This window comes from Streptomyces wedmorensis (genome assembly GCF_000716445.1).
GTDB lineage: Bacteria > Actinomycetota > Actinomycetes > Streptomycetales > Streptomycetaceae > Streptomyces > Streptomyces wedmorensis.
In genome coordinates this window covers 16,237-36,497 of the sequence record NZ_JNWK01000079.1, presented here as the reverse complement: position 1 = coordinate 36,497, position 20,261 = coordinate 16,237, and the positions used below count along the sequence as shown (strand labels likewise).

The 20,261-nt window shown below is 72.6% G+C and carries 16 protein-coding genes and 1 pseudogene; 9 read left to right on the top strand and 8 right to left on the bottom strand.

The features are described from left to right. Positions 1–13: 13 nt before the first annotated feature. Together OO54_RS37180 and thpR are read right to left on the bottom strand one after the other, a co-directional pair. Complete coding sequence (locus tag OO54_RS37180; protein ID WP_033211394.1) at positions 14–1,003, bottom strand: aldo/keto reductase; 990 nt, start codon at positions 1,001–1,003, stop codon at positions 14–16. A gap of 172 nt (positions 1,004–1,175) precedes the next feature. Next, entirely contained in the window at positions 1,176–1,787 is a 612-nt protein-coding gene (gene thpR / locus OO54_RS37175) for an RNA 2',3'-cyclic phosphodiesterase (protein ID WP_033211393.1), read from the bottom strand. Positions 1,788–1,820: 33 nt separating this feature from the next. Between thpR and OO54_RS37170 the strand changes: the two genes are divergently transcribed. Further along, on the top strand, positions 1,821–2,321 hold the full coding sequence (locus OO54_RS37170; protein ID WP_033211392.1) for a GNAT family N-acetyltransferase: 501 nt from the start codon (positions 1,821–1,823) through the stop codon (positions 2,319–2,321). A 61-nt stretch (positions 2,322–2,382) separates the two neighbouring features. On the opposite strand, the gene OO54_RS37165 is transcribed toward OO54_RS37170, so the two are convergent. Then, entirely contained in the window at positions 2,383–3,738 is a 1,356-nt protein-coding gene (locus tag OO54_RS37165; RefSeq protein WP_033211391.1) for an MFS transporter, read from the bottom strand. Between the two features lie 53 nt (positions 3,739–3,791). Further along, a complete protein-coding gene (locus OO54_RS37160; RefSeq protein WP_017239354.1) occupies positions 3,792–4,253 on the bottom strand; it encodes a MarR family winged helix-turn-helix transcriptional regulator in 462 nt (153 codons plus the stop codon). A 168-nt stretch (positions 4,254–4,421) separates the two neighbouring features. On the opposite strand from OO54_RS37160, the gene OO54_RS37155 reads away from it, so the two are divergent. Continuing rightward, positions 4,422–4,649, top strand: a complete 228-nt coding sequence (locus tag OO54_RS37155) for a hypothetical protein (RefSeq protein ID WP_033211454.1) — start codon at positions 4,422–4,424, stop codon at positions 4,647–4,649. Here OO54_RS37155 and OO54_RS37150 read toward each other — a convergent pair. Next, complete coding sequence (locus OO54_RS37150) at positions 4,619–6,073, bottom strand: NCS2 family permease (RefSeq protein ID WP_033211390.1); 1,455 nt, start codon at positions 6,071–6,073, stop codon at positions 4,619–4,621. The two genes, OO54_RS37155 and OO54_RS37150, sit on opposite strands and share 31 nt — an antisense overlap. Positions 6,074–6,229: 156 nt before the next feature. On the opposite strand from OO54_RS37150, the gene OO54_RS37145 reads away from it, so the two are divergent. From OO54_RS37145 to OO54_RS37135, 3 genes are all read left to right on the top strand, one after another. After that, on the top strand, positions 6,230–6,517 hold the full coding sequence (locus OO54_RS37145; protein ID WP_033211389.1) for a DUF2530 domain-containing protein: 288 nt from the start codon (positions 6,230–6,232) through the stop codon (positions 6,515–6,517). A gap of 286 nt (positions 6,518–6,803) precedes the next feature. After that, positions 6,804–9,224, top strand: coding sequence for an HAD-IC family P-type ATPase (locus OO54_RS37140; RefSeq protein WP_033211388.1), 2,421 nt, complete (start codon positions 6,804–6,806; stop codon positions 9,222–9,224). A gap of 125 nt (positions 9,225–9,349) precedes the next feature. Continuing rightward, complete coding sequence (locus OO54_RS37135) at positions 9,350–11,437, top strand: protein kinase domain-containing protein (protein ID WP_078905552.1); 2,088 nt, start codon at positions 9,350–9,352, stop codon at positions 11,435–11,437. A 13-nt stretch (positions 11,438–11,450) separates the two neighbouring features. On the opposite strand, the pseudogene OO54_RS42000 reads toward OO54_RS37135, so the two are convergent. Both OO54_RS42000 and OO54_RS37125 read right to left on the bottom strand, forming a co-directional pair. Then, positions 11,451–14,356 (bottom strand): annotated as a pseudogene (locus tag OO54_RS42000) (sacsin N-terminal ATP-binding-like domain-containing protein). A 336-nt stretch (positions 14,357–14,692) separates the two neighbouring features. Further along, positions 14,693–15,622, bottom strand: a complete 930-nt coding sequence (locus OO54_RS37125) for a DUF3027 domain-containing protein (RefSeq protein ID WP_078905551.1) — start codon at positions 15,620–15,622, stop codon at positions 14,693–14,695. A gap of 610 nt (positions 15,623–16,232) precedes the next feature. Between OO54_RS37125 and OO54_RS37120 the strand changes: the two genes are divergently transcribed. From OO54_RS37120 to OO54_RS37105, 4 genes are all read left to right on the top strand, one after another. After that, positions 16,233–17,609 carry an MFS transporter gene (locus OO54_RS37120; protein ID WP_033211387.1) on the top strand — a complete coding sequence of 459 codons (1,377 nt, stop codon included), beginning with the start codon at positions 16,233–16,235 and terminating at the stop codon, positions 17,607–17,609. Between the two features lie 89 nt (positions 17,610–17,698). Next, positions 17,699–18,178, top strand: a complete 480-nt coding sequence (locus OO54_RS37115; protein WP_026058241.1) for a hypothetical protein — start codon at positions 17,699–17,701, stop codon at positions 18,176–18,178. Between the two features lie 7 nt (positions 18,179–18,185). Further along, positions 18,186–18,935 (top strand): futalosine hydrolase, encoded by a 750-nt coding sequence (locus OO54_RS37110; protein WP_033211386.1) that lies wholly within the window; start codon positions 18,186–18,188, stop codon positions 18,933–18,935. Next, positions 18,932–19,786, top strand: a complete 855-nt coding sequence (locus OO54_RS37105) for a 1,4-dihydroxy-6-naphtoate synthase (protein WP_033211385.1) — start codon at positions 18,932–18,934, stop codon at positions 19,784–19,786. The genes OO54_RS37110 and OO54_RS37105 overlap by 4 nt, the downstream gene beginning before the upstream one ends. 3 nt (positions 19,787–19,789) lie before the next feature. Here OO54_RS37105 and OO54_RS48445 read toward each other — a convergent pair whose 3' ends face one another. Then, the gene (locus tag OO54_RS48445) at positions 19,790–20,173 is read right to left on the bottom strand and encodes a cold-shock protein (protein WP_033211384.1); all 384 of its coding nucleotides are present in this window, start codon (positions 20,171–20,173) and stop codon (positions 19,790–19,792) included. Positions 20,174–20,261 lie beyond the last annotated feature (88 nt).

Below are 20,261 nucleotides of genomic sequence, written 5' to 3'. Positions count from 1 at the left end.
ACCCCCCTGGGGGTCACCAGGCGAAGGCCTCCGGCGAGGGGCCGGGGCCGGGGAAGATCTCGTCGAGGCCGGCCAGGACCTCGTCGCCGAGCTCGGTCTCCAGGGCGCGCAGGGCGCCCGCGAGCTGGTCGGGCGTGCGAGGGCCGACGATGGGGCCCGTGACGCCGGGGCGGGTGAGGAGCCAGGCGAGGGCGGTCTCGCCGGGCGCGAGGCCGTGCTTGTCGAGGAGGTCCTCGTAGGCCTGGAGCTTCGCGCGGGAAGCCGGGTCGGCGAGGGTGGCGGCGGCGCGGCCCTCGGTGCGGCGCTTGCCCTCGGCCTCCTTCTTGAGGACGCCGCCGAGCAGGCCGCCGTGGAGCGGGGACCAGGGGATGACCCCGAGGCCGTACTCCTGGGCGGCGGGGATGACCTCCATCTCGGCGCGCCGCTCGAAGAGGTTGTAGAGGCACTGCTCGCTGACGAGGCCGACGGAGCCGCGGCGGGCGGCGGTCTCGTTGGCCTGGGCGATCTTGTAGCCGGGGAAGTTCGAGGAGCCGGCGTAGAGCACCTTGCCCTGCTGGATCAGGACGTCGACGGCCTGCCAGATCTCCTCGAAGGGGGTCGCGCGGTCGACGTGGTGGAACTGGTAGACGTCGATGTAGTCGGTGCCGAGCCGCTTGAGACTGGCCTCGACGGCGCGGCGGATGTTGAGCGCCGAGAGCTTGTCGTGGTTGGGCCAGGCGTCGCCGTCGACGCCCATGTTCCCGTACACCTTGGTGGCGAGGACGGTCCTGTCGCGGCGGCCGTCGCCCTTGGCGAACCAGGAACCGATGATCGACTCCGTCCGCCCCTTGTTCTCCGCCCAGCCGTAGACGTTGGCGGTGTCGAAGAAGTTGAGTCCCGCGTCCAGCGCCGTGTCCATGATGGCGTGGCTGGTGGGTTCGTCCGTCTGCGGTCCGAAGTTCATCGTCCCGAGGACGAGTCGGCTGACCTTGAGTCCGGTGCGTCCGAGCTGCGTGTACTCCATGGACGTCAAGCCAACTGCTTCGAGTGCGCTCGAAGCAAGGGCCTTCCCACGGGGTGGCAGGGCGCGCGAGGGGCTACTGTCCGGCCACCGCCGCCACCGCGATGATCGCGAACATCAGTACGAGCACGCCGGCCATGATCCGGTTACGGGTCTTCGGGTCCACCCTTCGAGGTTAACCCGCCCGCCCGGGCGGCCCGTCCCCGGCCCGGCCGCTCTCCGCCCCCTCCAGGGGCCAGACCGCGACCGTCTCGTACCGCGGCTGCTCGCCCCGCACTCCGCTCACCGGCAGGTTCGACCGTACGAGTGCCAGCTCGGCCACCTCCCAGCGGCCGCCCTCGAAGGCGCCGAGCTCCTCCTGGAACGGCCGCAGGTCCACCTCGTCCGCCCGCGCCCGGGCCAGCGTCAGGTGCGCCTGGTAGCGGCGGTGCTCCTCCATCGCGATCCCCGTCCGGCGCGCGGCGGCGTCCGCCCGCTCGGCGAGCAGCCGCAGCTCGTCCAGGCCTCCGGCGACGCCCGTCCACAGCGCCCGCCGCCCGAAGTGGCCGCCGCCGTGCAGCCGCAGCGGGAACGGCGGCGTCCGGTGGGCGGCCCTGCCCAGTCGCTCCCGCAGCTCGGGCAGCAGCTCCTCGTCCACCTCCCCCATGAAGGCGAGCGTCAGGTGCCAGGCGGGCCGCGAGGTCCAGCGCAGCCCGTCGGCCCCGGGCAGCCGGTGCAGCCGGTCGACGACGTGTGCGAGCTCGGTGAGCCGCTCCGGGGGCGGCAGAACGGCGGCGAAGAGCCTCATGGGGAGATTCTGGCAGTGGTTAGCCTCGACGGCATGAAGATCCGTAAGGGCGGGGCGGACGACCTCCCCGCGATTCTCGCGATACTCGACAGCGCCGTGGTGTGGCTGAACGGCAAGGGGATCACCGCCCAGTGGGGCACCGAGTCGTTCTCCGAGCGCCCCGAGGCGGTGGAGCAGGTGCGGCGGACCATGGGCGAGGGCGACCCCTGGATCGTCGAGATCGACGGCGTACCGGCGGGCACCATGACGCTGACCCCGCACCCCGGCCGGTACATCGCACCGGCCGACGAGCCCGAGGTGTACGTGCGCCTCCTCGCCACCGACGCCCGCTTCCACGGCCACGGGGTGGGCGCGGCGCTCCTCGCGCACGCCGTGGAGGAGACCCGCCGCCAGGAGGTCTCCCTGCTGCGGGTGGACTGCTTCGCGGGCAGCGAGGGTCGGCTGGTCTCGTACTACGAGGGGCAGGGCTTCACCCGTACGGAGACGTTCGCGGCGGGCGACTGGCCGGGGCAGGTCCTGGAGCGGCGGGTCTGAGCGCGCGTACGACGAAGGGGCGGGCCCTGCCGGGACCCGCCCCTTGTTCACATCCGTACCGTCAGGCCGCCGTCGCCAGCCGCTCGCGGGCCACGAAGCGGACCTGGGGGTGGCCGTGGCGCCAGGCCATGGCGACCTTGAGGCCGCCGACGCGGGCGAGGACGAGGCCGACGACGACCGCGGCCGCCAGGGAGATCGCACCGCCGGCGGCGAAGCCGACGCGGGCGCCGTAGGTGTCGGTGACCCAGCCGAGGAGCGGTGCGCCGATCGGCGTGCCCCCGGCGAAGACCATCATGTAGAGGCTCATCACCCGGCCGCGCATGGCCGGGTCGGTGGCCATCTGGACGGCCGAGTTCGCGGTGACGTTGATCGTGAGGCCGATCATGCCGATCGGCACGAGCAGCAGCGCGAACAGCCAGAACGCGGGCGACAGGGCCGCCGCGATCTCCAGGACGCCGAAGACGGCCGCCGCGATCACCAGCATCCGCAGCCGCGTCGAACCGCGGCGGGCCGCCGCGAGGGCGCCGACGAGGGAGCCGGCCGCCATCAGGGTGTTGAGCAGGCCGTACGTGCCGGCGCCGACGTGGAAGACGTCGCCGGAGAAGGCGGTGAGCCAGATCGGGAAGTTGAACCCGAAGGTGCCGATGAAGCCGACGAGGACGATCGGCCAGATCAGGTCCGGCCGCCCGGCGACGTACCGCAGCCCCTCCCTCAGCTGGCCCTTGCCGCGCGGGGCGCGCTCCACCTTGTGGAGTTCGCTCGTCCGCATGAGCAGGAGGCTCACGAGCGGCGCGAGGAAGGAGAGGCCGTTGAAGAGGAAGGCCCAGCCGCTGCCGACCCCGGCGATGAGGACGCCGGCGAGGGCCGGGCCGACGAGCCGCGCCGACTGGAAGTTCGCCGAGTTCAGGGAGACGGCGTTGCGCAGCTGCTCGGGGCCGACCATCTCGGAGACGAAGGACTGCCGGGCCGGGTTGTCGACGACGGTCACCATGCCGAGGAGGAAGGCGATCAGGTAGACGTGCCAGACCTGGACGGAGCCGGAGAGGGTGAGGACGGCGAGCGCGAGGCCGCACAGTCCGAGGGCGGCCTGGCTGACGAGGAGCAGGTGCCGTTTCGGGTAGCGGTCGGCGATGACACCGCCGTACAGCCCGAAGAGCAGCATCGGCAGGAACTGCAGTGCCGTCGTGATGCCGACGGCGGCGGCCGAGCCGGTGAGGCTCAGGACCAGCCAGTCCTGGGTGATCCGGGCCATCCACGTACCGGTGTTGGAGACGATCGCCCCGGTGAAGAACAGCCGGTAGTTCCGGATCCCGAGCGAGGAGAAGGTGTCCCCGAAGAGGGTTCCTCCTCCCCGCCCGCGGGTGTCGAGGGTGGGTTTATGGACGGGTGCGGAGTCTGCTCCGTGTCCCGTACTCAAAGTGCGTCGCCTCCTTGGCGCGTCGGATTCCGGGGGCGCCCCCGGCGTGCGGCCTACCCACGGGATGCCGGGGGCAGGTGGGCGAGCTTCTCCAGGACCGGGGCGGCCGCGCGCAGCTTGGCCCATTCGTCCTCGTCCAGTCCTTCGGCGAGGGCGGCCAGCCAGGCGTTCCGCTTGCGGCGGGACTCGTCGAGCATGGCCGTGGCCTGCTCGGTCTGGCTGACCACCTTCTGCCGGCGGTCGTCGGGGTGCGGCTCCAGCCGGACCAGTCCCTTGGCTTCGAGCAGCGCGACGATGCGGGTCATCGACGGCGGCTGGACGTGCTCCTTGCGGGCCAGCTCACCGGGGGTGGCCGAGCCGCAGAGCGACAGGGTGCCGAGCACCGACATCTCGGTGGGGCTCAGCGACTCGTCGACGCGCTGGTGCTTGAGGCGTCGGCCCAGTCGCATGACGGAGGAGCGGAGCGCGTTCACGGCCGCGGCGTCGTCGGCGGTGCCGTGGGACAGGTCAGGCATGTTTGTTAGCCTAACTCATTACTCTGCCTAAATACCAACGGGAACACGCCCACGTCACACGAATCACATCCGGTCAGGTCACGCTCGCATATCCATGGCTCACCCAAATGAGTGAGTCGGATCCGGAAAGTGACGCAAAGGGGCCCCGACTGCCCCGACCCTGACGGCATGGGATCGACAGTGCTCAGCCTGCGCATCGACAGTGAGCTGCTCGACCGGCTCAAGAGTCACGCCGCGAAAAGAGGAATGAGCGTCCAGGACTATGTCGTCCGGACGCTCATTCGGGAGGACTTCGACGCGCGGTTCAAGACCGCCGTGGAGGAGACGGAGAAGTTCTACGGGGCCTCCGACGAGCCCCGCGACGATCAGGTCAGGCCGAGCGCCGGCATCGCGTAGTAGAAGACGAACACCGCCGACACGACGTACATGGCCACCGGGACCTCACGGCCCCGGCCGGCCGCCAGACGCAGCACGCTGAAGGCGATGAAGCCGATGCCGATGCCGTTCGTGATCGAGTACGTGAACGGCATCATCACCATGGCCAGGAACGCCGGCACCGCGATGGTGAAGTCGCTCCAGTCGATGTCCTTGATCGAACCGGCCAGGATCAGGAAGCCGACCGCGAGCAGCGCCGGCGTCGCCGCCTGGGACGGGACCATCGTCGCCAGCGGCGTGAGGAACAGCGCGACCGAGAAGAGACCACCGGTCACGACCGAGGCGAGGCCCGTGCGCGCGCCCTCGCCGACGCCCGCCGTGGACTCCACGAAGCAGGTGGTGGCCGAAGAGGAGGTCGCGCCGCCGGAGGCGACGGCCAGGCCGTCCACCAGCAGGACCTTGTTGATGCCGGGGAAGTTGCCGTCCTTGTCGATCAGCTTGGCCTCGTCGCCGACGCCGAGGATCGTGCCCATCGCGTCGAAGAAGCAGGACAGCAGCACCGTGAAGACGAACAGGACGCCGGTCAGCATGCCGACCTTGTCGAAGCCGCCGAACAGGCTGACCTCGCCGACCAGACCGAAGTCCGGCGAGGCGACCGGGTTGCCCGGCCACTCCGGCGTCGTGAGGCCCCAGGACGGGACGGTCGCGACCGCGTTGATCACCATCGCCACGATCGTCATGACGACGATCGAGATGAGGATGGCGCCCGGCACCTTGCGGATGATCAGGGCGAGCGTGAGGAGCGTGCCCAGGATGAAGACCAGGACCGGCCAGCCGGTCAGGTGACCGTCGCCGCCGAGCTGGAGCGGGACGGTGGTGTGCGCGGCGTCGGGGATGCGGGAGACGAAGCCCGAGTCGACGAGGCCGATCAGCATGATGAAGAGGCCGATGCCGATCGCGATGCCCTTGCGCAGGCCGACCGGGACGGCGTTCATGACGCGCTCGCGCAGACCGGTCGCGACGAGCAGCATGACGACGATGCCCGCGAGGACGACCATGCCCATCGCGTCCGGCCAGGACATCTTCGGCGCGAGCTGGAGCGCGACGACCGTGTTGACGCCGAGGCCGGCGGCCAGGGCGATCGGCACGTTGCCGATGACGCCCATGAGGAGCGTCGTGAACGCCGCCGTGAGGACGGTCGCGGTGACGAGCTGGCCGCTGTCGAGCTGGTGCCCGTACATGTCCTTGGCGCTGCCGAGGATGATCGGGTTCAGCACGATGATGTAGGCCATCGCGAAGAAGGTGGCGAAACCGCCCCGGACCTCGCGGGCGACGGTCGAACCGCGCTCGGAGATCTTGAAGTAGCGGTCGAGGCCGGAGGTGGGAGTTCCCGGGTTCTCGGGATTCTCCGGGGAAATGGCCTTGGCGGTGGCCGTGGTGCTCATGGGGTTCCTCTTCGGAAGAAGTCCTTTTTTGGCGGTTCATACGAGGGAAACCCGCCAGAGGCAAACCGTTTCAGTATGAACACATGAGCGATCGAGCGTCCATCTCCGCGCGTAGACCGTGCGGGGGCACGAATTCGCGCCACCTAGACTGACCCCATGGCGAAGTGGACACCGAAGCACGAGGCACCCGAGCCCCTGGAAGGGCCCGTCGTCGCCACCATCACCGGCGGAACGATCCTCTGGTTCGTCCTCTTCCTCGTCCAGGTCCCCTTCTACGGCTGGTTCGCCGACCGGGACCTCACCTCCTGGGTCTGGACCTGCCTCGCCGGCGCCGGCCTCGGCCTGATCGGCATCTGGTACGTACGGAAGCGCGACGCCGCGATCAAGCGCCACGCGGCGGCGGAGGCCGCGACCCAGCGGACCACGGACAGCGACGACGCGTAGCGCGGGGTGACGATGGGCACCGCCGCCGCTCCGGGGGTGCGCGCGGCACCCCGTCACGCCGGTGCGCGCGGCACCCCGTCACGCCGGGCAGGCGGCACGCCGTCACACCAGGCAGACAGCACGCGGTCGCTCCGGTGCGCGCGGCACCCCGTCACGCCGGGGGGCGCGGCACCCCGTCACGCCGGGGGGCGCGCGTAGCACCCGGGGACGATTCCCGTCCTCCCCCGGTCTGATCTTCGCCCTTCTCGGCAGGTGAACGGCCGGATACGGCCGTACCGTCGAAAACATGACTCAGCGGTCGAAGATCGACACGGACGGCGGCGGGACAGGGGCCGGCACCAGGGCCGTCGAGCCCCCGGTCGTGCACCACCCCGCCGGACTCACCTCCGCCGAGGTCGCCGAACGCGTCGCGCGCGGCGAGGTCAACGACGTACCCCTGCGGAGCTCCCGCTCCACCGCCGACATCGTCCGCGGCAACGTCTTCACCCGTTTCAACGCGATCATCGGCGTGCTCTGGGTGATCATGCTGATCGTCGCCCCGATCCAGGACAGCCTCTTCGGCTTCGTGATCGTCGCGAACACCGGCATCGGCATCGTCCAGGAACTCCGCGCCAAGAAGACCCTCGACGGCCTCGCCGTCATCGGCGAGGCCAAACCGACCGTCCGGCGCGACGGACGCGCCGCCGAACTCTCCACCTCCGAGATCGTCCTCGGCGACCTCATCGAGCTCGGCCCCGGCGACAAGGTCGTCGTCGACGGCGTCGTCGCCGAGGCCGACAGCCTGGAGATCGACGAGTCCCTGCTGACCGGCGAAGCCGACCCCGTGGTCAAGAAGCCCGGCGACCGCATGATGTCCGGCTCCTTCGTGGTCGCCGGCGGCGGCGCCTTCACCGCCACCAAGGTCGGCCGCGAGGCGTACGCCGCCCAGCTCGCCGAGGAGGCGTCCCGCTTCACCCTCGTCCACTCGGAGCTGCGCAACGGCATCTCCACGATCCTCAAGTACGTGACGTGGATGATGGTCCCGACCGCGATCGGGCTCGTCATCAGCCAGCTCGTCGTCAAGGGCGACGACTTCAAGGACGCCGTCGCCCGCACCGTCGGCGGCATCGTCCCGATGATCCCCGAAGGCCTCGTCCTCCTGACCTCCGTCGCCTTCGCCGTCGGCGTGATCAGACTCGGCCGCAAACAGTGCCTCGTCCAGGAACTCCCCGCCATCGAGGGCCTCGCCCGCGTCGACGTCGTCTGCCTCGACAAGACCGGCACCCTCACCGAGGGCGGCATGGACGTCACCGAGCTCCGCCCCCTCAACGGCAGCGACGAGTCGTACGTACGGAAGGTCCTCGGCGCCCTCGGCGAATCCGACCCGCGCCCCAACGCCTCCCTCCAGGCCATCATCGACGCCTACCCGGACACCGTGGAGTGGCGCTGCACCGAGAGCCTGCCCTTCTCCTCCGCCCGCAAGTACAGCGGCGCCGCCTTCAGCGAAGGCGACGGCGAGAACTCCACCTGGCTCCTCGGCGCCCCCGACGTCCTCCTGCCCGCCGACGACGCGGCCCTCACCGACATCGACCACCTCAACCAGCAGGGCCTCCGGGTGCTCCTGCTCGCCCGCACGGCCCACGAACTCGACTCCCCCGACGTCGCCGCCGACACCCGCCCCACCGCCCTCGTCGTCCTCGAACAGCGGCTGCGGCCCGACGCCGGCGACACCCTCGCCTACTTCGCCGAGCAGAACGTCGCCACCAAGATCATCTCCGGCGACAACGCCGTCTCGGTCGGCGCCGTCGCCGGCAAGCTCGACATGCCCGGCGCCGCGAACACCGTGGACGCCCGCACCCTCCCCACCGAACGCGAGGAGATGGCGAAGGTCCTCGACGACAACGCCGTCTTCGGCCGCGTCACCCCCCAGCAGAAGCGCGACATGGTCGCCGCCCTCCAGTCGCACGGCCACACCGTCGCCATGACCGGCGACGGCGTCAACGACGTCCTCGCCCTCAAGGACGCCGACATCGGCGTCTCCATGGGCTCCGGCTCCGAGGCCACCCGGGCCGTCGCCCAGATCGTCCTGCTGAACAACTCCTTCGCCACGCTCCCCTCCGTGGTCGCCGAAGGCCGCCGCGTCATCGGCAACATCACCCGCGTCGCCACCCTCTTCCTCACCAAGACGGTCTACTCGGTCCTCCTCGCCGTCCTCGTCGTCTGCTCCCAGGTCGAATACCCCTTCCTCCCCCGCCACCTCACCCTCCTCTCCACCCTCACCATCGGCGTCCCCGCCTTCTTCCTCGCCCTCGCCCCCAACAAGGAACGCGCCCGACCGCACTTCGTACGGCGCGTCATGCGGTACGCCATCCCCGGCGGCGTCATCGCCGCCGCCGCCACCTTCACCACCTACCTCATCGCCCGCCACCACTACAGCGGCGAAGGCGCCCTCGAAGCCGAGACCAGCGCCGCCACCCTCACCCTCTTCCTCGTCTCCCTGTGGGTCCTCGCGATCGTCGCCCGCCCCTACACCCTCTGGCGCCTCACCCTCGTCGCCACCATGGCCGGCGCCTTCCTCCTCGTCCTCGTCGTCCCCTGGCTCCAGCACTTCTTCGCCCTCAAACTCGTCGGCGTCACCATGCCCTGGACCGCCGTCGCCATCGCCGCCGTAGCCGCCCTCCTCCTCGAACTCGCCTGGCGCTGGGTGGACCGCCGCTTCCCGGCCTAGGGGTGTCCGGAAAGTGGAGCCAGGCGGGACCCAGGAGGTGCCATGCGCCTGCCCCAGGAGGCCCGGCACCGCTAAGGTGGCCGATCGGTCGCACATGATCATCGTTCGACGGGGGCGGGACGAGGATGACTTCCGGGGAGACAGGTCTCACCATGCTCGGCCACTACCAGGTGGCGGAGCTGCTGGGCGCCGGCGGCATGGGCGAGGTCTACCTCGCCCACTCGCCGTCCGGCCGAGCCGTCGCCGTGAAGGTCATCCGCGAGGACCTCGCCGCCAAGCCCGGCTTCCGCGAACGGTTCGCCCGCGAGGTCCAGGCCGCCCGCCAGGTCAGCGGAGCCTTCACGGCCCCCGTCCTCGACGCGGACACCACCGGCCCCACCCCCTGGATGGCCACCCAGTACGTCGACGGCCCGACCCTCGCCGAAGTCGTCGCCCAACGCGGCCCCCTCCCCGCCGACGACGTCTGGCGCCTGGCCTCCGGCCTGTGCGAGGCCCTCCGCGACATCCACCGCGCCGGCCTCGTCCACCGCGACCTCAAACCCGGCAACATCCTCCTCGCCGACGACGGCCCCCGCGTCATCGACTTCGGCATCTCCCGCGTCGTCGACGCCACCGCCCTCACCCAGAGCGGCCAGATCCTCGGCACGCCCCTCTTCATGGCGCCCGAACAGTTCCGCACCCCGCGCGACGCCGGCCCCGCCGCCGACGTCTTCGCCCTCGGCTCCGTCCTCGTCTACGCCGCCACCGGCCACGGCCCCTTCGACGCCGACACCCCCTACGCCATCGCCTGGAACGCCGTCCACGAGGCCCCCGACCTCACCGGCCTCCCCGACTCCCTCCACCCCGTCGTCACCCCCTGCCTCCACAAGGACCCCACCGCCCGCCCCACCCCCACCGACCTCCTCACCCTCCTCTCCTCCCGCCGCCACCGCCGCACCACCGCCCGCGCCACCGCCCTCGCCCACACCCGCCGCACCCGCCTCCGCCACACCACCCTCGCCCTCGCCGCCCTCACCTCCGCCGCCCTCGCCTTAGGCATCTGGACCTGGTTGCCGGGCGCGAACACCGACGGCAAGCCGCACAAGCCCCTCGCGACGGCGACGGGCCCCCGCTCCACACCCACGCCGGTACGGCTGCCGGGGTGGAAGCCGTGGACCGCGCAACTGGCCTCGGACGGGTTCACCTCACCGGAGCAGATGCTCGACTGCCACTACAACGCGTCGGCCCTCTGGTGCACGGGCGAGAACATCCTGGCGGCGCGCCTGGATCCCCTCACCGGAAAGGTGCTCTGGCAGCAGCAGGCCCCCGCCCGTCTGGGCACGCCCTGGATCTCCACAACCCACCAGACGGTCTACACCGGTGCCTACGAGGGGGACGGGCTGAACAGCTCGTACAGGTTCTGGGCATTCGACGCGGCGACGGGGAAGCAACTGACGGAACGGCTCGTCCCCGGCGCCGGGGCATGCACGATGGCCGTCGAGACCCTGGTCTGCGACCAGGACGGCGGGATCAAGGCATGGGCGCCGACCGACATGAGCCCCATGTGGACCGCCGCGCAGGGCTGGCAACCGTTCTCCCTGCCCGGAGGCAACAATCCGGACTGGATCCACGCGGAGGTTCTGGGTCCTCACGGCGCCACGGAGGTCGGCGCGATCAACCAGGGCAGCGGCACGTTCGAATGGCGCCGCAAGATCCCCCAGGGATACGAGGTCGTCACCATCTCCGGAGAGGGTTCCGTGTACCTCGCGTCCCCCGCCGCGTCCCGGGCGACCAAGCTCATGCGCATGGACCGCAGGACCGGAGCTCGGAAGCCCCTCGCCCTGGCCGCTCCGGAACAGGTGCTGGGCATCGCGGGCGACGTCTCCTACAGCCACCGCGCCGGCGTCATCAGCGCGTACGACCTCTCCGCGGGTCGGCTCCTCTGGTCCTCCACCACCCTCCACGAGGCCTTCTCGGCCCCCGCCGTGGCAGGGGACCGCGTCCACTTCACCACCGAGGACGGCACCGTGATCGCTCTGGACCGGAAGAGCGGCAGCGCCCTCTGGCAGCACCGGCCGCCCAAGGGCGACCACGACATCGAGCGCTCGGGACCGCCCGGCGGCCGCATCCCCTCACCCGTCGTCATGGGGGACGTCATCATCGCCTCCGTCCCCGAATCCCGCATCCACTCCTTCCTCGCCCCGACGCCGGGCACCACCCCGCCCGGCGACTGAGCCCCGGCAACGGTCAGTCGAACCAGCGGTCCCTGGCCAGTTCCGTGGTGCGGGAGGGGTCTTCGAGGAGGGCGGCCACTTCGAAGCGGCGGGGCCATTGGCCGGCGGCCCAGGCGAGGCCGGCGGCGACGCCTTCGAGGGTGGAGGCGTGGAGGACGCCGTCGGGGGTGTGGCGCCAGTCGAGTTCGGTGCCGGCGGCGCGGAGTTCGTCGTGCTCGATGTAGGAGGCGGGGGTGGCGGGGCCGAGGAGGGCGTGGACGGACGGGGGGACGTCGTGTTCCTCGCCGACGGTGGTGACTTCGGCCTCGACGGCTTCGCTGAGGCGGCGGACCTGGAAGAGGTCGGCGAGGTCGGCGGCGCGGGAGGGGGCGACGGGCAGGAGGGGCGTGCCGGCCGTGAGGGGGAGGAGGTCGGGGGCGTCGGCGACGAGCGCTTCGGACGCGTCGACGACGACGAGGGTGCCGTCGACGACGGCGCGGAGCTCGTCGGGGAGGGTGACCTGCTCGGGGTCGAGGTCGGCGAGGGCCGTGTAGAGGGCGTGGAGTTGGACGGCCGTGACCTCGCGGGCGGGGTCCGCGAGGCGGGTGAGGAGTTCCGCCGCGCCGCCGGGTTCGTCGAGGAGGGCGGCGACGGAGGTGCGGACGCCGAGGGCGCGGAGGACCTGTTCGTCGTCGAAGCCGGTCGCGTCGGCGGAGTCGTAGAGCCCGGCGAGCAGCGGGTCGGAGCCTTCGGCGCGGAGGCCGGCGGGGCGGCGGCCGTCGAGGACGGGGTGGTCGCGGAGCCACCAGGCGGTGTACGGGCGGACGGTCTCGGTGGTGCCGTCCGGGAGGAGGACGCGTACGGGCTGGGTGAGGGCGTCGCGCAGGGGCGGCTGCGCGAGGAGCGCGAGCGCCTGGGGCCAGCAGTCGTCGTCGACGAGGTCGAGGTCCCGTACGGCGACGATCTCGGTGGCGACCGGCGGCACGTGGGTGGGGGGCAGCCGGTCGAGGACGTCCTCGCACCACACGTCGACGGCGTCGAGGAGACCGGCGTCGTCGGGCTCCGGGTAGTCGCTTTCGCGGGGTTCGACCTCGTCGGGGTCGAGGACGACGTCGGTGGCGCGGACGAGGGCGAAGGTGGCGAGGACGCCGCACGCGGCGAGCGGGCGTTCGCCCCAGCGGGCGGCCAGTTCGGTGTCGACGTAGGCGAGTTCGTCGGGGCGCATGACGGCGGCGAAGGGCGAGGCGGGGAGGACGAGTTCGCCGGCCGGGGAGAGTTCGCCGTCCTCGTCGGGGAGGGCGAGGGCGCCGAGCCAGGGCTCGTCGCCCGGTTCGAGTTCCGCGTCCCGGACGAGGGCGAGGACGGTGTCGGCGAGTTCCTCCGCGTCGAGGGTGTCGGCGTCCTCGTCCCAGATCTCGCCGACGTCGAGGGAGGCGGCGACCGCCGCCCGTACCTGTGGGGTCGTGAGGACGGCGCGGGGCGTGGCGGGCAGGGCGCCGAGCTTCTCCAGGAGCGGGTGGGCGGCCTCGGGGTGGGCGACCTTGAGACCGAGGCGGGTGAGTTCGGCGGGGGTGCGGTCCTGCGGGAGGAGGACCTGGCGGGGGCCGATCGTGGTGCGGACGCGGGCGCCTTCGGCGGTCTCGGCGAGCGGTACGGGGAGGCCGGTGAGACGGTCCGGGTCGACGCCGGCGAGGGAGTCGTAGAGGCGCCACCACCAGCTCGGGGCCCGGTCGACGCCGGCGAGGCGGTCGATGGCCTCGGTGAGGGGGACGCGGCCGATGCCCAGGGTGCGGAGTTCGGGGCGGCGTTCGAGGCCGGCCGGGAGGAGCGTCGGGAAGACCTCGGCGAGGACGGCGACGGTGTCGGCGCCCGCGCCCTCCGCGACCTCGGCCTCGATGGGGCGGAGCGCGGGCAGGTCCTCGGACGGGACGGCGGGGGCGAGGAACGCGACCCGGGGCAGCCGGTCCAGGATCGCCTCGCGGAGTGCACGACGGGGGTCGTGCGGGGGTAGCGGGGGGCTCCTTCGCCGTCCACGGGTACGGCCCAGGTGACGGACCAGTGGGGGCGGAGGCGTTCCTCGACGGGGCGGTCCTTGAGGAGTTCGGCGTCGGTCGGGCCGCCGTGGGTGACGGTCCGCCAGCGGTGGGTGCCGGTGGCGGTGTCGTCGATGCGGACGTAGCCCTCGTCCTCGGAGCGGCGGAGGGTCCGCACGCCGTCGGCCGTCTCGACGACGATCTCTGCGAGGCCGGGGAGCGTGAGGAGCAGGGCGTCGTCGACGGAGCCGAGGAGGCGTTCGGCGAGGTCCTGGGCGGCGGTGTCCCGCAGGGGCAGGACGACGACGGTGTCGTAGCCGTCGGGGGCGGTGCCCTCGGCGGGCAGCGGGAGCCGCAGGAGGGGTACGTGGCCGTCGCGGCGGCGCAGTTCGTCGCCGAGGCCCGGGCTGTACCGGGCGGTTTCGGCGGCCAGTTCGCGGGCCTCGGCGAGGGACCAGCGGACGCCGCCGTGGCGGCCGAGGACGGCGGGCTCGTCGCTCACGGCGAGGACGGCGGCGAAGCCGACGCCGAAGCGGCCGACGGCGCCGGGGCCTTGCTCGCGCTTGGCGGAGGCGCGGAGCGTCGACAGCGATTCGGCGCCCGTCGCGTCCAGCGGGGCGCCGGTGTTGGCGGCGGCGAGGACGGCGGGGCCCTCGTGGTCGGCCGGGTGCAGGGTGAGGCGGAGGCGGCCGGTGACGCCAGCGCGGTGGGCGGCGTCGGCGGCGTTCTGCGCCAGTTCCACGACGAGCCGGTCGCGGTAGCCGCCGAGCGCGAGGTCCTCTTCGGCGTTCGCGTCCTCGCGGAACCGGGCGGGTGAGGCGCCCCAGGCGTCGAGCACGCCCCGCCGCAGCCGTGCGGTGCCGAAGGGATCGGTTCCGTCGGTCGTCGTCCGGACGCTGACGCTCACGTCTGACTCCACTCTGCGGGGCGGTTCTGCGGGCGGTGGTGCCGGACCCGAAGGTCCGGGGCCCGAAGGTATCGCGCTCCGCCCTGCCCCGAACGCCGGGGCACGTCCGGGCCCCGGGGCGCGCGGAAGCACATCCCGGGGAACCCGTGAGAGCCGTGTTGACCGGGGCCGTCGCTCGTGTGCGCCGGGCACCGCGAGGCGGGACCCCTGGGCCGTCTCTTCCGGATCCTGCCCGACCCGCGCCGCCCGGCAAGATCCGGAAGGGACGGTCCAGGGTCTGTCCGGCGGATCAACGCGCGGACCCGGCCGGACCCGACGGGAATTTTCAGACAGGCCCTAGGAGTGGCCGAGGTCCTCGGAGGCGGCGTCCGGTTCGGTGGTGGAGCCGGAGTCCTTGGCGGGGCGGAGGGGGAAGGCGTCGGCGGCCATGGAGTCGAGGACCGGGGGCGCGGGGCGCGGCGGCTTCGGCATGATCGCCGCTTCCGAGTGGCCTCCGCAGCCGTAGGCGAGGGAGACGACGCGGCCGTCCGCCGGGGCGAACTCGTTGGCGCAGATGCCGAAGGCCTGCTTCAGGGAGCCGGCCAGCGGCACGAGGAAGGCGCAGGACTCGCAGGAGGCGGGGGCCGCCTGGGCCATGGGCGTCTTGGCGCCGAAGGCCTCGTCCCAGCGGTCGGCGGCCGTGTGGAGGCCGTAGCGGGACAGGACCCGGGCGCGGCGCATGCCGAGCTCGTCGGCGACCGCGGCGATCGCGCCCCGCGAGGGGGTGCGGGTGACGATCTCGGCGTCCTCGGCGTCGAGGTGGTCCGCCAGCTCCTCCGAGACGACGGAGTTCGGCGGCGGGGCGTCCTCGCCGGAGTAGCCGGGCTCCAGGCGCAGGTCGTCCTGCTCGGTGGGGAGGAGGTCGCCGGGGCCCATGTCGCCGGGCCGGAGCCGCTCGCTCCACGGCACCCACTCGGGCGCGAGGAGGGCGTCGGAGCCGGGAAGCAGGACGGTTTCGTCAAGGGTGACGTTCTTGGCGCGGGAGGCGCGGGTGACCGTCACGGCCCAGCGCCAGCCCCGGTAGCCGGCTTCCTTGGACTCGAAGTAGTGCGTGACGACGCGGTCGCCCTCCGCGACCACCTCTACGTGCTCGCCCACGATGCCGGGCGCGGCCGCCTCCTCGGCGGCCTCTCGCGCGAGGTCTACGGCCTCGACGCACAGGCGGTCGGGGGTACGCGTGGCTCGCGGGGTACGCGGGGTACCGCTTCGCGTCGTCGCAGCACTCACAGGTCTCGCTTCTCTCCTACGCCGTCTCACGGGTGCGCCGGCCGAGGGGCGGGAGCGAAGTCACGGGCGGCGGGCGGAGCGGACCTGTGGGCCGCATCGACGTCCGCGCACCCGACTTGATCTCGCGTGTCTCGGGCACACCTATCGTCATCCATTCTGCGGGATGCCGAAGAGGCGCGCGGCCGAGAGCTTCCGCCGGTGACGCGCTACGCACGCTACCCCGTTCGCGGGCCTCCGCCCACCTGCCCGCCCCAAGTGGCCCGGATCGCGGACGTCCGGGACGGGGCGGAGAGCCCGCACGGAACCGGATCCAGGATGGCCCACGGGCCCGTACGGAACCGGTTCCAGGACGGCCCACGGCCCGTACGGAACCGGATCCCGGGCGGCCCGCAGGCCCGTACGGAACCGGATCGCGTACGGCCGGCGGGCCCCGTACGGAACCGGATCGCGTACGGCCGGCGGGCCCCGTACGGAGCGGGATCGCGTACGGCCGGCGGGCCCGTACGGAATCGGCCGTCGGGTCCGGAAGCGGTCGGGTCGCGGTGGTTCCGTGGGGGCTTCGCCGTCGTGGCACGGTTCGTCACGGCTGTGGGTGGGGCACTATGACGGAGTGGCAGCCGCACGGTCTTCCGCACGATCCGAAGATCATGCCGGACCGCTCCGCCGAGCGGGCCGGGCGATCGGGCGTGCCCTGCACCTTCCGTTCACGGGGACGGCGAAGGGGATCCGGAGGGCCACGCACGCCCACGGGGCGGGCGAGTCGGGGCTCGGGAAGCTGATCGAGCTGCACGCCGTGAACGGCGCCGGCGACGTCATGATCACCGTGGCGCTCGCGTCCACGGTGTTCTTCTCGGTGCCCACCGACGAGGCCCGCGGCCGTGTCGCGCTCTACCTGGCCGTCACGATGGCCCCCTTCACGCTCCTCGCGCCGGTGATCGGACCGCTCCTGGACCGCCTGCCGCACGGCCGGCGCGCGGCGATGGCGGGTGCGATGCTGACCCGCGCGGTCCTGGCGATCATGATGTCGGGCGCGGTGGCGACGGGCGGCCTGGAGCTCTATCCGGCGGCGCTCGGGGTCCTGGTGGCGTCGAAGGCGTACGGGGTGGTGCGCAGCGCGGTGGTGCCGCGGCTGCTGCCACCGAACTTCTCGCTGGTGAAGGCGAACTCGCGGGTCACCCTGGCGGGGCTGCTCGCCACCGGGATCGCCGCGCCCATCGGCGCGGGGCTCCAGATGATCGGGCCGGGCTGGCCGCTGTACGGGGCGTGCGCTCTGTTCCTGCTCGGCGCGTTCTGGGCGCTGCGGATGCCGCCGAAGGTGGACTCGGCGAAGGGCGAGGGGCGGGCGCACCTGCTGACGCACGGCGAGCGGAAGCCGAGTCTGCGGACGGTCGGCCCGTCGGTGCTGCACGGTCTGCAGGCGAACGCGGCGCAGCGCATGCTGTCGGGTTTCCTGATCTTCTTCCTGGCGTTCCTGCTGCGCGAGCATCCGCTGTCGGGGCAGAGCGCGGCCGTGTCGCTGGGGATCGTGGGCGTCGCGGCGGGCGTGGGGAACGCGTGCGGCACGGCGGCGGGCTCGCTGCTCCGGGACCGGGGCCACGGACCGGAAGTGATCATCGCCACCATGATCAGCATCGTGCTGAGTACGGCGATCTGCGCGGCGATCTTCTTCGGCGGCCTGATGGTCGCCGTCCTCACCGCGGTCGCGGGCCTCACCCAGGCCCTGTCGAAGCTGTCCCTGGACGCGTTGATCCAGCGGGACGTGCCGGAGGTGGTGCGGACCTCGGCGTTCGCGCGGTCCGAGACGGCCCTGCAGATGGCGTGGGTGGTGGGCGGCGGGATCGGCATCGCCCTGCCCCTGAACGGCACCCTCGGAATGGCCGTGGCGGCCGGGATCCTCGCCGTGGGCGCGGCCCTCGCGGTCCGCGGCCTCCTCGGCGCGGCCCGCCGCCCCGGCCCCACGGGCCGCGCCAAGACGCGGGTGGCGTAGGGCCGGGTGGAGGGGCTGGAGGGGTACCGGGGGGCGGCACGCCGTACCCCCGCGTGGCGCGGGCGCGGCGGCCCGATAGCCTTCGGCTCATGACCGTTGCGTTCTTCTCCGGCTCGCGCCGCCGGGCCGCCGTCGCCCTCGGGGCCGTCTCCGCCGGGCTCCTCGTTCTCTCCGCCTGCGACAAGCCGACTCCGATCGCGACCGTGACGGTCGGGACCGACTCGATCCACTCCGAGGCCGCCTGCTACAACAACGGCGACGCCATCAAGGAGTCGCAGATCCAGCAGTGCCTCAACAAGAAGGCCGAGAAGTCCATCACCGTGGCGATGGACGACAAGATCCGCTTCGGGGTCGACCCCGAGATCGCGGACAACGGCTGGACCATCTTCCTCGGCGGCCAGCAGGCCGAGCCCGAGCCGTACAAGAAGACGTACCGGACCATTCCGGCCAGCGCCTTCTTCTCGTCCCAGACCGGCGAGGCCACCGACAAGACCCAGGTGACCATCGTCGAGAACACCGGCAAGAAGCTGACCGGCATCTGGCACTTCCAGCTGAAGAAGGAATCCTGATCCGCCGGTGGTCCACCGGATCCTGATCGTGACGGCCGTGGCGGCGGAGGCCGACTCCGTGTCCGCCGGCCTCGGCGTCAGCGGTCTCGACGGCCCTGAGCACCTCCCGCTGCCGGGGGGCTTCGCGCTGCGCCGTCACACCGGCGGTTCCGTCCGCGCCGACGTCCTGGTCGGCGGGGTCGGCCCCGCCGCCGTCGCCGCCGCCACCGGTACGGCCCTGGCGTCCGCGTCGCTCAAGGACGCGGACGGCGGCTACGACCTCGTCGTCTCCGCCGGGATCGCCGGCGGCTTCCCGCCCGTGGCGCCGCTCGGGACCGTCGTGGTCTCCGGGGCCGTCGTCGCGGCGGACCTCGGGGCCGAGACGCCCGACGGCTACCTGACCGTCGAGGAGCTCGGCTTCGGGCGGTCCTCGCATCCCGTGGCGGAGGCGCTGACCGGCCGCATCGCCGCCGCCCTGGCCGCCGGGGGCCTGGCGCACACCGTGGGGCCCGTCCTCACCGTCTCGACCGTCACCGGCACCGCCGGGCGCGCCGCCGCGCTCGCGGAGCGGCACCCCGGGGCCGCCGCCGAGGCGATGGAGGGCTTCGGCGTCGCCGAGGCCGCCGCCGCGTACGGCGTGCCCGTCGTGGAGGTCCGGGCCGTGTCGAACGCCGTCGGGCCGCGCGACCGCGCCGCCTGGCGCATCGGGGAGGCCCTGGACGCGCTCCGGCGCGCCTTCGCGCTGCTCAGCCGCACCGACCTCGTGGAGCCGTCGTGACCAAGCTGAAGATCGCCTACTCGCCCTGCCCGAACGACACGTTCGTCTTCGACGCCTGGGCGCACGGCCGGGTGCCCGACGCGCCCCGGCTCGACGTGACCTTCGCCGACATCGACGTCACGAACGGCTGGGCGGAGGGCGGCACCGACGACCACGACGTCCTGAAGGTGTCGTACGCCGTGCTGCCGTGGATCCTCGACGAGTACGCGCTGCTGCCCTGCGGCGGCGCCCTCGGCCGCGGCTGCGGGCCGCTCGTCCTCACCCGGGAGGCCGGGGCGGGGGCGGACCTCGCGGGGAAGACGGTCGCGGTGCCGAGCGAGCGCTCGACGGCGTACCTGCTGTTCCGGCTCTGGGCGGCCGAGTCCGTGCCGGGCGGGGTCGGGGACGTCGTCGTGATGCCGTTCCACGAGATCATGCCCGCGGTGCGCGACGGCAAGGTCGACGCGGGGCTCGTCATCCACGAGGCCCGTTTCACGTACCGGAACTACGGCCTGCACTGCCTCGCCGACATGGGCGAGCACTGGGAGTCGACGACCGGGCTGCCGATCCCGCTCGGCGCGATCGTCGCCCGCCGCTCGCTGGGCGCGGAGACCCTGCTGCGGCTCGCCGAGGCCGCCCGTACGTCCGTGCGGATGGCCTGGGACGACCCGGAGGCCTCCCGTCCGTACGTCCTGGAGCACGCGCAGGAGATGGACCCGAAGGTCGCCGACCAGCACATCGGCCTCTACGTCAACGAGTTCACGGCCGACCTGGGCGAGCACGGCTACGCGGCGGTCCGCGGGTTGCTCACCCGCGCCGCGGCCGAGGGGCTCGTACCGCCCCTCGCGCCGGACGCGCTGTCGTTCCCGTAGGACCTAGACGTCGAGCTGGTCCGCCACCGCGCGGAGCAGGCCGGCGATCTTCTTGCCCTGGGTCTTCTCGGGGTAGCGGCCGCGCTCGAGCGCGGGCGTGATGTTCTCCAGGAGCGTCGTGAGGTCCTGCACGATCGACGCCAGTTCGTCGGGCTTGCGGCGCTGGGCCGCGGCGACCGACGGGGTGGGGTCGAGGATGGCGACGGACAGCGCCTGGTCGCCGCGCTGACCGGCGACCACGCCGAACTCCACCCGCTGACCCGGCTTCAGTGCGTCGACTCCGGCAGGGAGCACCGACGAGTGGACGAAGACGTCGCCGCCGTCGTCCCGGGAGAGAAAGCCGAAGCCCTTCTCGCTGTTGAACCATTTGACCTTGCCGGTAGGCACGTCTGTCCTCGTCCTCGTACTCGTCGCTGGGGATGGCAAACGGCGGGTCGCACGACCCGCCGACGCCAAGGCTAGTGCTCCGGGGACC

What these genes read in the sequence shown, in the direction of transcription:
- OO54_RS37170 (WP_033211392.1), top strand. Translation starts at nt 1,821, where the DNA reads ATGAAGATCCGTAAGGGCGGGGCGGACGACCTCCCCGCGATTCTCGCG.
- OO54_RS37160 (WP_017239354.1), bottom strand. Translation starts at nt 4,253, where the DNA reads ATGCCTGACCTGTCCCACGGCACCGCCGACGACGCCGCGGCCGTGAAC.
- OO54_RS37115 (WP_026058241.1), top strand. Translation starts at nt 17,699, where the DNA reads ATGACCGTTGCGTTCTTCTCCGGCTCGCGCCGCCGGGCCGCCGTCGCC.
- OO54_RS37155 (WP_033211454.1), top strand. Translation starts at nt 4,422, where the DNA reads ATGGGATCGACAGTGCTCAGCCTGCGCATCGACAGTGAGCTGCTCGAC.
- OO54_RS37145 (WP_033211389.1), top strand. Translation starts at nt 6,230, where the DNA reads ATGGCGAAGTGGACACCGAAGCACGAGGCACCCGAGCCCCTGGAAGGG.
- OO54_RS37135 (WP_078905552.1), top strand. Translation starts at nt 9,350, where the DNA reads ATGACTTCCGGGGAGACAGGTCTCACCATGCTCGGCCACTACCAGGTG.
- OO54_RS37140 (WP_033211388.1), top strand. Translation starts at nt 6,804, where the DNA reads ATGACTCAGCGGTCGAAGATCGACACGGACGGCGGCGGGACAGGGGCC.
- thpR (WP_033211393.1), bottom strand. Translation starts at nt 1,787, where the DNA reads ATGAGGCTCTTCGCCGCCGTTCTGCCGCCCCCGGAGCGGCTCACCGAG.
- OO54_RS37150 (WP_033211390.1), bottom strand. Translation starts at nt 6,073, where the DNA reads ATGAGCACCACGGCCACCGCCAAGGCCATTTCCCCGGAGAATCCCGAG.
- OO54_RS37180 (WP_033211394.1), bottom strand. Translation starts at nt 1,003, where the DNA reads ATGGAGTACACGCAGCTCGGACGCACCGGACTCAAGGTCAGCCGACTC.